Origin of the sequence: Pseudomonas wuhanensis (assembly GCF_030687395.1) — a bacterium.
GTDB classification, from domain to species: Bacteria; Pseudomonadota; Gammaproteobacteria; order Pseudomonadales; family Pseudomonadaceae; genus Aquipseudomonas; species Aquipseudomonas wuhanensis.
Map to the genome: position 1 here is coordinate 5,885,970 of NZ_CP117430.1, position 13,053 is coordinate 5,899,022.

The following is a 13,053-nucleotide window of genomic DNA, read 5'->3' on the forward strand; positions in this document are numbered from 1 at the left end:
GATGACAAAGGAGCAGCAGATGGCGACCCTATTGGTTTTACACGGCCCCAACCTGAACCTGCTCGGCACCCGGGAACCGGGCGTCTACGGTGCAACCACCCTGGCGCAGATCAATCAGGATCTGGAACAGCGGGCGCGCACTGCCGGCCACCATTTGCTCTATCTGCAAAGCAACGCCGAGTACGAATTGATCGATCGCATCCACGCTGCTCGCGGCGAAGGTGTGGACTTCATTCTGATCAATCCAGCAGCTTTTACGCATACAAGTGTCGCATTACGTGACGCGCTGCTGGCAGTGAGCATCCCATTCATCGAAGTGCATTTGTCTAACGTGCACAAACGCGAACCTTTCCGCCATCACTCTTACTTCTCCGACGTTGCGGTGGGAGTGATCTGCGGCCTTGGCGCCAGCGGTTATCGACTGGCTCTGGAGGCCGCCCTAGAGCAGCTTGAAAGACCGGCAACAGCTTGAACAACAAGCGTAACGCCCCTGACCGACCCTTGGGAGTTGATGATTCATGGATATCCGTAAAGTTAAGAAACTGATCGAATTGCTGGAAGAGTCCGGTATCGACGAGCTCGAGATCAAGGAAGGCGAAGAGTCCGTACGCATCAGCCGTCACAGCAAGACGCCGGCTCAGCAGTACTACGCTCCCGCGCCTATGCATGCTCCGGCGCCTGCGCCTGTTGCTGCTGCTCCGGTTGCCGCCGCGGCTCCTGCTGCTCCGGCTGCCCCAACACTGAACGGCAACGTTGCACGTTCGCCGATGGTCGGTACTTTCTATCGCAAATCCTCGCCGTCCTCGCCGTCCTTCGTTGAAGTCGGCCAGACCGTGAAGAAAGGCGACACTCTGTGCATCGTCGAAGCCATGAAGATGATGAACCACATCGAAGCTGAAGCCAGCGGTGTGATCGAATCCATCCTCGTCGAAGACGGCCAGCCGGTTGAGTACGACCAACCGCTGTTCACCATCGTTTGAACCGCGGAGAAACTTTGATGACTGCGAAGTTGGAAAAAGTTCTGATCGCCAACCGCGGTGAGATCGCCCTGCGGATTCTGCGTGCCTGCAAAGAGATGGGCATCAAGACTGTCGCCGTTTACTCCAAGGCCGACAAAGAGCTGATGCACTTGGGCCTGGCAGACGAATCTGTCTGCATCGGTCCGGCCGCGGCCGCGCACTCTTACCTGCACATTCCGGCCATCATCGCCGCCGCTGAAGTGACTGGCGCTACCGCCATCCACCCAGGCTACGGCTTCCTTGCGGAAAACGCCGACTTTGCCGAACAGGTCGAGAACTCCGGCTTCGCGTTCATTGGCCCGAAAGCCGAGACCATCCGCCTGATGGGCGACAAGGTATCGGCCAAGCACGCCATGATCGCTGCCGGCGTGCCGACCGTTCCGGGTTCCGACGGCCCACTGCCTGAAGACGAAGAAACCGCTCTGCGCATCGGTCGCGAAGTCGGTTACCCAGTGATCATCAAAGCCGCTGGCGGCGGCGGTGGTCGCGGCATGCGCGTGGTGCACAAAGAAGAAGACCTGATCTCTTCGGCGAAACTGACCCGTTCCGAAGCGGGCGCAGCGTTCGGCAACCCGATGGTCTACCTGGAAAAATTCCTGACCAACCCACGTCACGTGGAAGTTCAGGTGCTTTCTGACGGTCAGGGCCACGCCATCCATCTGGGCGACCGCGACTGCTCGCTGCAACGTCGTCACCAGAAGGTTCTCGAAGAAGCGCCGGCACCGGGCATCGACGAGAACGCGCGCGAGGAAGTCCTCGCCCGCTGCGTCAAGGCGTGCATCGACATCGGCTACCGTGGCGCCGGCACCTTCGAGTTCCTGTACGAGAACGGCCACTTCTACTTCATCGAGATGAACACTCGTGTCCAGGTAGAGCACCCGGTTTCGGAAATGGTCACCGGCATCGACATCGTCAAGGAGATGCTCAGCATCGCCGCCGGCAACAAGCTGTCGTTCACCCAGGATGATGTAGTCATCCGCGGTCACGCGCTGGAATGCCGGATCAACGCCGAAGACCCAAAAACGTTCATGCCTAGCCCAGGCACGGTCAAGCATTTCCACGCGCCAGGCGGCAACGGCGTTCGCGTCGATTCGCACCTGTACAGTGGTTATGCCGTTCCGCCGAACTACGATTCGTTGATCGGCAAGCTGATCACCTACGGCGCAACCCGTGACGAAGCCATGGCGCGCATGCGCAATGCGCTGGACGAAATCGTTGTCGACGGGATCAAGACCAACATCCCGCTGCACCGCGACCTGGTCCGTGATGAAGGCTTCTGCAAAGGTGGAATCAACATCCACTACCTGGAACACAAGCTGGCTGGCGAAAAGCATTAAGCTGTGATCCATACCAACAAAGCCGCCTTCGAGCGGCTTTGTTGTTTCTGGGGATTTCATCAAGCAATACACTCACCCCCTGTGGGAGCGGGCTTGCTCGCGAAGACGGCACATCCAACATTGATGTGACTGAGACAGACCGCTTTCGCGAGCAAGCCCGCTCCCACAGATACAGTGGACTCCCACAAAACCTCCGCTCTCGCGTAAACTTGCGCGCTTCTCGCAGCCCGCTAGGCTGCAATCTATATTTTTCAAAGGTGCCCGCCATGCCTTGGCTGCAAGTCCGTCTCGCCATCAGCCCAGAACAAGCCGAAACCTACGAAGACGCTTTCCTTGAAGTGGGCGCCGTATCGGTGACTTTCATGGACGCCGAAGATCAGCCGATTTTCGAGCCGGAACTCAACACCACCCCGCTATGGTCGCACACTCACCTGTTGGCCTTGTTCGAAGGTGGCACCGAAGCCGCCAGCGTACTGGCCCACCTCGAGTTGCTGACCGGCAGCCCGTTGCCCGAGCATCACAGCGAAGTCATCGAAGACCAGGACTGGGAACGTAGCTGGATGGATGGCTTCCAGCCGATGCGTTTCGGCCAGCGCCTGTGGATTGTCCCGAGCTGGCACGCCGCGCCTGAGCCTGACGCGGTGAATCTGCTGCTGGACCCGGGCCTGGCGTTCGGCACCGGCACTCATCCGACCACCGCGCTGTGCCTGGAATGGCTCGATGGCCAGGACTTGAAAGACTGCAACGTGCTGGATTTCGGCTGCGGCTCGGGGATTCTGGCGATTGCCGCCCTGTTGCTGGGCGCCAAGCAAGCCGTCGGCACCGACATCGACGTGCAGGCGCTGGAAGCCTCCCGCGACAATGCGGGGCGCAACAACATTGCTGACGAACTCTTCCCGCTGTATCTGCCGCAAGACCTGCCACAGGTTCAGGCCGACGTGCTGGTGGCCAACATTCTTGCCGGCCCGCTGGTTTCGCTGGCGCCGCAACTGTCCAGCCTGGTCAAGCCGGGCGGTCGTTTGGCGCTGTCGGGCATCCTCGCCGAACAAGGTGAGGAAGTCGCCGCAGCCTACGCCCAGGACTTCGATCTGGACCCGATAGCCAATCGCGACGGCTGGGTACGCATTACTGGCCGTCGGCGCTAGAATGAGCGCCTGCATAAACCGGATTGCCGCATGACCGACAGCTTCGTCACCCAGTGCCCGCATTGCCAAACCAGCTTCCGCGTCAGCCATGCTCAGTTGAGCGCGGCCCGTGGAGTGGTTCGTTGCGGCTCGTGCTTGCAGGTGTTCAACGCCGCCAAGCAATTACTCGAGCAGCGGGCCGGCAAGGAGACGGTCAAACCGGTTGCCCCGGCGCCCGTCGAACCGCCCGCGCAGCGAGCCATCAGCCAAAAGCAATGGACCGCTGCCGAAATGGATCTGGACAGCCTGGATCTCGACCAAGAGCTCGCCCGGCTCGAACAGCGGGAAATCCAGCCAACAACGGAATTCACTCGGCCCCGCGAAGACAGCCTCAGCGCTCGCCGCGATACCACCGAGCACGAGCAGGAGCCCTGGTCCGACAGCCTCTTCAGTGAATCGGCCGCCGATCGCGCACAAACCGTCGACGCGCCCACTCCAGAACCGACGATCGAGCCGAGCAAACACTCGCGCACCGAGCCTTCGCTGTCGCTGAAGCCCGCGGATCTGGACGACGAGCCCGAGATCCAACAGCTACGCCTGCACGACCCGCTCGACGCCCCGATCCCCTTCGGCAGCCTGTCGGCGACTCCCGATGAAGTCGACGACCTGCCCTCGGTCGAGCCCCTGCGCAAGCGACGCGAACGCAGCGCACCGACCCTGCGCGCGGAAGAGCTGGAGGACCTGACCGACGACCCGTTGCAACTGGACTGGCAAAAACGTCGCTCCCCCTGGGGTCGGCGCTTTTTCTGGCTGCTGCTGATCCTGCTCGGAGCCGCCGGCCTCGCCGGTCAATACGTCGCCTACCACTTCGACGAACTGGCGCGCCAGGACCAGTACCGTCCGTGGTTCCAGCAACTGTGCCCGCACATCGGCTGCACCGTGCCATCCAAAGTCGACATCGCGAAAGTCAAAAGCAGCAATCTGGTGGTCCGCAGCCACCCGGACTTCAACGGCGCCCTGGTGGTCGATGCCATCATCTACAACCGTGCGCCCTTCTCCCAGCCCTTCCCGCTGCTGGAGCTGCGTTTTGCAGACCTCAACGGCCACCTGATCGCCAGCCGTCGCTTCAAGCCCGGCGAGTACCTTAACGGCGACCTCGAAGGCCTGGCGGAAATGCCGCCGCAAACGCCGATCCACATCGCGCTGGACATTCTCGACCCAGGCCCCAAAGCGGTGAACTACAGCCTGAGCTTCCACTCGCCCGAGTGAAACGGCTCATCGTTACAGGCTTGACGGCAGATTTCTGACTTTACCCGTTCAAACCAAACCGCTGGCGATAACAGAATAACTGTTCAGATTTTGTTCAATTCAGCCTTTATCCAGTCATCGAGAGCGGGTATCATGCCAACCCTTTTTCGAACTCTCATGATCCGGCCCCACAACAGGGAAGTCCTATGTCGGCGGTACGCATCGGTCCATATACATTGCACAACGGCTTGATCCTCGCCCCCATGGCGGGCGTCACCGACCAGCCCTTTCGTCAGCTGTGCAAACGATTGGGCGCAGGACTTGTAGTCTCGGAAATGGTCACCAGCGACATGAGCTTGTGGAACACCCGCAAATCGCGGATGCGCATGATCCACGAAGGCGATCCCGAGCCCCGCTCGGTACAGATCGCAGGTGGAGATGCGCAGATGCTGGCGGATGCGGCCCGGGCCAACGTTGAACTGGGCGCACAGATTATTGATATCAACATGGGCTGTCCGGCGAAGAAGGTCTGCAACAAGGCCGCCGGCTCCGCTCTGTTGAAAGATGAAGCATTGGTGACCGAGATCCTGCAGGCCGTGGTGGCTGCGGTCGATGTGCCGGTCACCCTGAAGATCCGCACCGGCTGGGACCGGGCGAACAAGAACGGCCTGACCGTGGCGAAGATCGCCGAACAGGCAGGCATTACGGCGTTGGCGGTGCATGGCCGCACCCGTGCAGATCTGTACACCGGTGAAGCCGAGTACGACACCATTGCCGCGATCAAGCAGGCGGTGTCGATTCCGGTCTTCGCCAACGGCGATATCGATTCGCCCGAGAAGGCCCGGTACGTGCTTGACGCGACCGGTGCCGATGGCCTGTTGGTGGGTCGGGCAGCCCAAGGGCAGCCATGGATTTTTCGTGAGATCGACCATTATCTGCGTACCGGCGAAAAACTCCCGGCACCGGAGCTGGTCGAGGTGGAACGTATTCTGCTTGAGCATCTGGCTGCGCTGCATGCCTTCTATGGCGACGTCATGGGCGTGCGCATAGCTCGCAAGCATGTGGGCTGGTATCTCGCAACCTTGCCGGGCGCCAGGGAGTTTCGCGCCCACTTCAATCGTTTGGAAGATACGGAAGCACAATGCGCCTACGTTCGGGCCTTCTTCGCCGAACGCTACAAGAGCCTGACAGGGGACGGAGAAGGGGTGGCTGCATGACGATGATGACCGAGACTTTAGTGAGTGGAACAACACCCGTGAGCGACAACGTGAATTTGAAACAGCACCTCAATACGCCGAGCGAAGAAGGTCAGACCCTTCGCGGGAGTGTCGAGAAGGCGCTGCACAATTATTTCGCCCACCTTGAGGGCGCTGCCGTCACGGATGTGTACAACCTGGTGCTCTCCGAAGTTGAGGCTCCCCTGCTCGAATGCGTGATGAACTACGTCAAGGGCAACCAGACCAAGGCCAGTGAGCTGCTCGGACTGAACCGGGGCACCCTGCGCAAGAAACTCAAGCAGTACGATTTGCTGTAAGCATTCAATCAAACCAGAAAGGCGCCCGCGTAAAACCGGTCGCCTTTTTTGCTGACTCCTTTGCTTTTGATGGAAATTGAGATGACCGACCAGACCACCCGCCTGCCGATCCGCCGCGCCTTGATCAGCGTTTCCGACAAGACCGGGATCCTTGAATTCGCCAAAGAACTCGAAGCCCTGGGCGTCGAGATCCTCTCCACCGGCGGGACGTTCAAGCTGCTGCGCGACAACGGCGTTGCCGCAGTGGAAGTCGCGGATTACACCGGTTTCGCAGAAATGATGGACGGTCGGGTGAAAACCCTGCACCCGAAAATCCACGGTGGGATCCTCGGTCGTCGCGGTATCGACGACGCCATCATGAGCGAACACGGCATCAAGCCAATCGATCTGGTCGCGGTCAATCTGTACCCGTTCGAAGCCACCATCAACAAGCCAGGCTGCGACCTGCCGACCGCGATCGAGAACATCGATATCGGCGGCCCGACCATGGTCCGTTCGGCAGCCAAGAACCACAAAGACGTCGCCATCGTGGTGAATGCCAGCGATTACGCCAACGTTCTGGAAAGCCTCAAGGCTGGCGGCCTGACCTACGCTCAGCGTTTCGACCTGATGCTCAAGGCCTTCGAACACACCGCCGCCTACGACGGCATGATCGCCAACTACATGGGCACCGTGAACCAGGCGGCTGAAACCCTCAGCACTGAAGGTCGCAGCGAATTCCCGCGCACTTTCAACAGCCAGTTCATCAAGGCCCAGGAAATGCGCTACGGCGAGAACCCGCACCAGAGCGCGGCGTTCTACGTTGAAGCCAAGCCTGCCGAAGTCGGCATCGCCACCGCGACCCAACTGCAAGGCAAAGAGCTGTCGTACAACAACGTGGCCGACACAGACGCCGCGCTGGAATGCGTGAAAAGCTTCGTCAAGCCGGCCTGCGTGATCGTCAAGCACGCCAACCCGTGCGGCGTGGCCGTGAGCCCGGACGCCGAAGGCGGCATCCGTCAGGCCTACGAACTGGCCTACGCCACCGACACCGAGTCGGCGTTCGGCGGCATCATCGCGTTCAACCGCGAGCTGGATGCTGAAACCGCCAAGGCCATCGTCGAGCGTCAGTTCGTCGAAGTGATCATCGCCCCTAGCGTCAGCGAAGAAGCTCGCGCCATCGTGGCTGCGAAAGCCAACGTACGCCTGCTGGCCTGTGGCGAGTGGTCGGCTGATCGCGCTCCGGCCTGGGATTACAAACGCGTCAACGGCGGTTTGCTGGTGCAGAGCCGTGACATCGGCATGATCGGCAGCGAAGACCTGAAAGTGGTGACCAAACGCGCGCCGACCGAACAGGAAATCAACGACCTGATCTTCGCCTGGAAAGTCGCCAAGTACGTCAAGTCCAACGCCATCGTCTACGCCAAGAACCGTCAGACCATCGGTGTCGGCGCCGGCCAGATGAGCCGCGTGAACTCCGCGCGTATCGCCGCGATCAAGGCTGAACACGCCGGCTTGCAGGTGCAGGGCGCGGTCATGGCATCGGACGCGTTCTTCCCGTTCCGTGACGGCATCGACAATGCGGCCAAGGTCGGTATCACTGCGGTGATCCAGCCAGGTGGCTCGATGCGTGATAACGAAGTGATTGCCGCAGCCGACGAAGCGGGCATCGCGATGGTGTTCACCGGCATGCGCCACTTCCGTCACTAAGTACGACGATCAACTGTGGGCACTGGCTTATGTGGGAGCTGGCTTGCCTGCGATGCAGGCAACTCGGTGCTTCAGTCATACCGAGTTGATGCCATCGCAGGCAAGCCAGCTCCCACAGTAAAGCGGCCCGACAAGTTCTCCAGAATTAGCGTCATCCGAGGTTTTTTGAAATGAATGTTTTGATCATTGGCAGCGGTGGCCGTGAACACGCCCTGGCATGGAAAGTGGCTCAGGATCCGCGCGTGCAGAAAGTTTTCGTTGCCCCGGGCAACGCCGGCACCGCCATTGAAGCCAAGTGCGAGAACGTCGCTATCGACGTTCTCGCACTTGAGCAGCTGGCTGACTTTGCCGAGAAGAACGTTTCCCTGACCATCGTCGGCCCGGAAGTACCGCTGGTCGCCGGTGTCGTCGATCTGTTCCGCTCCCGTGGCCTGGATTGCTTCGGCCCGACCGCTGGCGCTGCTCAGCTGGAAGGTTCGAAAGCCTTCACTAAAGACTTCCTGGCTCGCCACAAGATCCCGACCGCTGACTACCAGAACTTCACCGAGATCGAGCCGGCCCTGGCTTATCTGCGTGAAAAAGGCGCACCGATCGTGATCAAGGCCGATGGCCTGGCCGCCGGTAAAGGCGTGATCGTGGCCATGACCCTGGGCGAAGCAGAAGACGCGGTGCGCGACATGCTCGCAGGCAACGCGTTTGGCGACGCCGGCTCCCGCGTGGTGATCGAAGAATTCCTGGACGGCGAAGAAGCCAGCTTCATCGTCATGGTCGACGGCAAGAACGTATTGCCGATGGCCACCAGCCAGGACCACAAACGCGTCGGCGACGGCGACACCGGCCCGAACACCGGCGGCATGGGCGCTTACTCCCCGGCCCCGGTCGTCACGGCCGAAGTCCATCAGCGGGTCATGGACCTGGTGATCTGGCCGACCGTGCGTGGCATGGCCGAGGAAGGTAACGTCTACACCGGTTTCCTCTATGCCGGCCTGATGATCGACAAGGCGGGTAACCCAAAAGTTATCGAGTTCAATTGCCGTTTCGGCGACCCTGAGACCCAACCGGTGATGCTGCGTTTGCAGTCGAGCCTGGTGTTGCTGGTCGAAGCGGCCCTGGCGCAAGCGCTGGACAAGGTCGAAGCACAATGGGATCCACGTCCGAGCGTCGGCATCGTATTGGCCGCTGGCGGTTACCCGGGTGACTACGCCAAAGGCGTTGCCATCAACGGCCTGGATGCAGCCGCGGCACTGGAAGGCAAAGTCTTCCATGCCGGTACTGCGCTCAAGGACGGTCAGGTGGTGACCGCCGGTGGTCGGGTGCTGTGCGCAACCGCCATGGGCACCAGTGTCGATACAGCCCAGCAGCAAGCTTACAAACTGGCAGCTAAAATCGACTGGGAAGGCTGCTTCTACCGCAAGGACATTGGCTACCGCGCCATTGCCCGCGAGCGTGGCGAGAATCAGGAATAAGCCATCCATTCGGCCAGGCAAGGGCTTGCGACCCTTGCCTGACTATTCCGGCGCCGCGCATAGTTATACTCTGGCATTAACCTACGAAGGGATTTCGCCGTGCGCTGGCTCAGGACTGCCATAGGCTTCACCGTCACTCTGCTGACCTTGCTCTGCATGCTCCCGGCCCAAGCCGCGCAAGGCAGTGGGTGGGCGGTATTGCTCGACGAACAGGGCGACCTGCAGCTGAGCGACATCCGCTCCAGCCGCTACACCAATCAATTCAGCCCCATCGAACTCGAGCGCCTCACCGCGGCCGCGCCCGAGGGTGCGCTATGGCTGCGTTTCAGGCTCGCGCCCGGCAAGCATGAACAGTTGCTGCGAGTGTTCGCACCGGACCTGTCGCACCTCAATCTGTATGTGCTCGACGGCGACCAGTTGATCGATCAATTGAATACCGGTACCGGGCAGCTCCAGGCTACGCGCCCCCTCCCCAGCAGCGACTTCATGTTGCCGCTGCCACAAAGCGACAAAACCCTCGACGTCTACCTGCGGTTGGTCTCCGAACACCAGTTGCGGCCTTACATCACCCTGCAATCGGCGGTCATGACCGCGGCCACTCAGAACCTGACGCTGATCTACGGCCTGCTCTTTGGCTGCCTCGGGATGCTGATCCTGCATAACCTGACCCGTTACATCTACACCCGCTCGCGCAGCAGCCTCTGGCTGGCAGCGTGCGAAGGGCTGCTGATGCTCAGCCTGGTGTTGCTGCTGAACCTGGTCCGGCCATGGCTGCCGAACTGGTCCGCCGTGCAAACACCCGGCGCCTACCTCGCCTTGTTGATGACCGCGCCTTGCGGCCTGATGTTCGCCTATCGTTTCTTCGCCCCACTCGGCCCCCACCCGCTGAACAAGCTGCTGCTGGGGGACATCCTGTTCATCGTGGCCTGCGGCCTGCTGTTGCTGTTCGTCAACACACTGCCACTGAACCTGATCACCTATGGGCTGGTTGCTCTGGCGGGCCTGAGCATGTTGTTCGTCGGTGCCCATCACTGGCAAAAAGGTTATCGCCCGGCGCGCCTGTTCGTCGCGGCCATGGTGGTGTTCAACCTCGGCACATTGATTATCCTGCCGGCGCTGCAGGGGTTGACCCTTGTCGCGCCGCAAGGCCTGATCATCATTCTGCTGGTGTTTATCTGTATCAGTGGCCTGTTGATGAGTGTTGCCTTGGGCGAGCGACAGCGAAGCATCACTGAAGACCGTTTCAGCGTCAGTCGCGATCTGGCCGCGAGCAACGCCGAAATCAACGCCAAAGCCGAATTTCTGGCGAAGATCAGCCACGAAATCCGCACCCCGATGAATGGCGTGCTGGGCATGACCGAACTGCTGCTGGGCACACCGCTGTCGGTCAAGCAACGCGACTATGTGCAGACCATCCATAGCGCGGGCAACGAGCTGCTGACACTGATCAACGAAATTCTCGACATCTCCAAACTCGAGTCCGGGCAGATCGAACTGGACGACGTGCAGTTCGACCTCAACGCCCTGATCGAAGACTGCCTGAGCATCTTCCGCGCCAAGGCCGAACAGCAGAACGTCGAGCTGATCAGCTTCATCCAGCCGCAGGTACCACGCGTCATCAGCGGAGATCCGACGCGCCTGCGCCAGACCTTGCTGAGCCTGCTGGAAAACGCCCTGAAGAAAACCGACGAAGGCGAGATCCTGATCGTCGTCGCCCTGGATGAACGCAGCGCCAAACCGCGGCTGCGTATCGCCGTGCAGGACAGCGGCCAGCCCATGGAAGCGGAAGAACGTGACGCGTTGATGCATGCCGAACTGCACAGCAAGCACTTTCTCTCGGCCACCAGCCTGGGGGGCAATCTTGGGCTGGTCATCGCCCGGCAGCTGATCCGTTTGATGCAGGGTGAATTCGGCATCAAGAGCGGCGCCAACCAGGGCAGCACATTGTGGCTGACCCTGCCACTGGACCCGGACCGTCTCGAACATCCGACCTCGGACCTGGACGGCCCGCTGCAAGGTGCACGCGTACTGGTTGTGGATGACAACGACACCTGTCGCAAGGTGCTGGTGCAGCAGTGCAGCGCCTGGGGCCTGAATGTCAGCGCCGTGCCGTCCGGCAAGGAGGCCCTGGCGCTGCTGCGCACCAAGGCCCACCTGCGCGATTACTTCGACGTGGTCCTGCTGGACCAGAACATGCCCGGCATGACCGGCATGCAACTGGCCGCCAAGATCAAGGAAGACCCGAGTCTGAACCACGACATTCTGTTGATCATGCTCACGGGTATCAGCAATGCACCGAGCAAGATCATCGCGCGTAATTGCGGGATCAAACGCATTCTCGCCAAACCGGTGGCCGGCTATACGCTCAAGACCACTCTGGCGGACGAGCTGAACCAGCGCAACAAGGGCCCGTCCGTTTCACAACACCTGCCCACCGGCCCGACCCTTCCGGTCAAGGTGCCCAGCGACTTCCGCATCCTGGTGGCCGAAGACAACAGCATCTCGACCAAGGTCATTCGCGGCATGTTGGGTAAGCTCAACCTGCAACCGGATACCGCCAGCAATGGCGAAGAAGCCTTGGTGGCGATGAAGGCACAGCGTTACGACCTGGTGCTGATGGACTGCGAAATGCCAATCCTCGACGGCTTCTCCGCCACCCAGCAATTGCGCGCCTGGGAAGTCGGCAACCAGCGGATTCGCACCCCGGTGGTAGCGTTGACCGCACACATCCTCGCCGAACACAAAGAGCGCGCGCGCCAGGCCGGCATGGACGGGCACATGGCCAAACCGGTCGAGTTGTCGCAGCTGCGCGATCTGATCGAGCATTGGGTTGCCCAGCGTGATCAGCAGAACCGGGCAGCGGTTCAGACTTCCTGAGCCGACAGCCTCCACAGCGCCTGATAGACTCCCCCTCGACTTCCCTCGCCAGTGAGCTTGCCCCATGCTCCACGTGTTGTTCAGCGTTTACCTGAAGATGCTGGTGCTCTATAGCCCATTCTTCGTGTTGTCCTGTTTCATCAGCCTGACCCGCGGTTATTCGCGCAAGGAGCAACGACGCCTGGCCTGGAAAGTGGCAACCGCCACGCTGGTTTCCAGTGTCTTGCTGTATCTTTTCGGTCGTGTGATTTTCAATGTGTTCGGCATCACCGTAGACGCCTTTCGCATTGGCGCCGGCAGCGTGTTGTTCATCTCGGCATTGGGCATGGCCCAGGGCAAGTCGGCGGTACAAACCGATAACGTACAGCAGGACGTCACCATCGTTCCGCTGACCATCCCGCTGACGGTTGGGCCCGGCACCATCGGTGCTCTGTTAGTGATGGGCGTCAGCCAGCCCCACTGGGATGACAAGCTGACGGCCATTCTCAGTATTGCCCTGGCCAGTTTCACGGTCGGCGTGGTGCTTTACTTGTCCAATCGGATAGAACGGATTCTCGGCGATCAGGGTTTGCAGATTGTCAGCCGACTGATGGGGTTGTTCGTCTGCGCGCTGGCGGCGCAGATTATTTTTACCGGGGTGAAGGGATATCTGGTTCCTTGATACCGATAGGCAAAAAAAGGCTGCAGGTTGTATTTAACCTGCAGCCTTTTTTCGGTCAGCGATGCTCAACGCATTCCGAAGGTTTTAAACTTCGTTTG

General features: G+C 60.5%; 11 protein-coding genes. All 11 read left to right on the forward strand.

Features of this window, described 5'->3' with window-relative positions; genetic code table 11:
• Positions 1–19 precede the first annotated feature (19 nt).
• The 11 genes from aroQ (at position 20) to PSH88_RS27250 (ending at position 12,955) form a co-directional block, all read left to right on the forward strand.
• Positions 20–472, forward strand: a complete 453-nt coding sequence (aroQ, locus tag PSH88_RS27200; RefSeq protein ID WP_305423792.1) for a type II 3-dehydroquinate dehydratase — start codon at positions 20–22, stop codon at positions 470–472.
• 46 nt (positions 473–518) lie between these two features.
• Positions 519–980, forward strand: coding sequence for an acetyl-CoA carboxylase biotin carboxyl carrier protein (accB, locus tag PSH88_RS27205; protein ID WP_007907430.1), 462 nt, complete (start codon positions 519–521; stop codon positions 978–980).
• A 17-nt stretch (positions 981–997) separates the two neighbouring features.
• Positions 998–2,356, forward strand: a complete 1,359-nt coding sequence (accC, locus tag PSH88_RS27210; protein WP_305423793.1) for an acetyl-CoA carboxylase biotin carboxylase subunit — start codon at positions 998–1,000, stop codon at positions 2,354–2,356.
• A 266-nt stretch (positions 2,357–2,622) separates the two neighbouring features.
• The gene (gene prmA / locus PSH88_RS27215) at positions 2,623–3,501 is read left to right on the forward strand and encodes a 50S ribosomal protein L11 methyltransferase (protein ID WP_052965847.1); all 879 of its coding nucleotides are present in this window, start codon (positions 2,623–2,625) and stop codon (positions 3,499–3,501) included.
• Between the two features lie 30 nt (positions 3,502–3,531).
• Positions 3,532–4,749 (forward strand): DUF3426 domain-containing protein, encoded by a 1,218-nt coding sequence (locus PSH88_RS27220; RefSeq protein ID WP_305483416.1) that lies wholly within the window; start codon positions 3,532–3,534, stop codon positions 4,747–4,749.
• 185 nt (positions 4,750–4,934) lie between these two features.
• Positions 4,935–5,945 carry a tRNA dihydrouridine synthase DusB gene (dusB, locus tag PSH88_RS27225; protein ID WP_305423795.1) on the forward strand — a complete coding sequence of 337 codons (1,011 nt, stop codon included), beginning with the start codon at positions 4,935–4,937 and terminating at the stop codon, positions 5,943–5,945.
• Entirely contained in the window at positions 5,942–6,262 is a 321-nt protein-coding gene (fis, locus tag PSH88_RS27230) for a DNA-binding transcriptional regulator Fis (protein ID WP_007907419.1), read from the forward strand. Before dusB ends, fis begins: the two co-directional genes overlap by 4 nt.
• An 81-nt stretch (positions 6,263–6,343) precedes the next feature.
• Complete coding sequence (gene purH, locus PSH88_RS27235) at positions 6,344–7,951, forward strand: bifunctional phosphoribosylaminoimidazolecarboxamide formyltransferase/IMP cyclohydrolase (protein ID WP_305423796.1); 1,608 nt, start codon at positions 6,344–6,346, stop codon at positions 7,949–7,951.
• A gap of 170 nt (positions 7,952–8,121) precedes the next feature.
• Positions 8,122–9,417 (forward strand): phosphoribosylamine--glycine ligase, encoded by a 1,296-nt coding sequence (gene purD / locus PSH88_RS27240; protein WP_305423797.1) that lies wholly within the window; start codon positions 8,122–8,124, stop codon positions 9,415–9,417.
• Between the two features lie 99 nt (positions 9,418–9,516).
• A complete protein-coding gene (locus tag PSH88_RS27245) occupies positions 9,517–12,294 on the forward strand; it encodes a hybrid sensor histidine kinase/response regulator (RefSeq protein ID WP_305423798.1) in 2,778 nt (925 codons plus the stop codon).
• Between the two features lie 64 nt (positions 12,295–12,358).
• Positions 12,359–12,955, forward strand: a complete 597-nt coding sequence (locus PSH88_RS27250; RefSeq protein WP_017336334.1) for a MarC family protein — start codon at positions 12,359–12,361, stop codon at positions 12,953–12,955.
• The last annotated feature ends 98 nt before the right edge of the window (positions 12,956–13,053 follow it).

Bases quoted from the DNA above. Each gene is read 5' to 3' on its own strand.
- aroQ (WP_305423792.1), top strand. From the start codon at position 20: ATGGCGACCCTATTGGTTTTACACGGCCCCAACCTGAACCTGCTCGGC.
- accB (WP_007907430.1), top strand. From the start codon at position 519: ATGGATATCCGTAAAGTTAAGAAACTGATCGAATTGCTGGAAGAGTCC.
- accC (WP_305423793.1), top strand. From the start codon at position 998: ATGACTGCGAAGTTGGAAAAAGTTCTGATCGCCAACCGCGGTGAGATC.
- prmA (WP_052965847.1), top strand. From the start codon at position 2,623: ATGCCTTGGCTGCAAGTCCGTCTCGCCATCAGCCCAGAACAAGCCGAA.
- PSH88_RS27220 (WP_305483416.1), top strand. From the start codon at position 3,532: ATGACCGACAGCTTCGTCACCCAGTGCCCGCATTGCCAAACCAGCTTC.
- dusB (WP_305423795.1), top strand. From the start codon at position 4,935: ATGTCGGCGGTACGCATCGGTCCATATACATTGCACAACGGCTTGATC.
- fis (WP_007907419.1), top strand. From the start codon at position 5,942: ATGACGATGATGACCGAGACTTTAGTGAGTGGAACAACACCCGTGAGC.
- purH (WP_305423796.1), top strand. From the start codon at position 6,344: ATGACCGACCAGACCACCCGCCTGCCGATCCGCCGCGCCTTGATCAGC.
- purD (WP_305423797.1), top strand. From the start codon at position 8,122: ATGAATGTTTTGATCATTGGCAGCGGTGGCCGTGAACACGCCCTGGCA.
- PSH88_RS27250 (WP_017336334.1), top strand. From the start codon at position 12,359: ATGCTCCACGTGTTGTTCAGCGTTTACCTGAAGATGCTGGTGCTCTAT.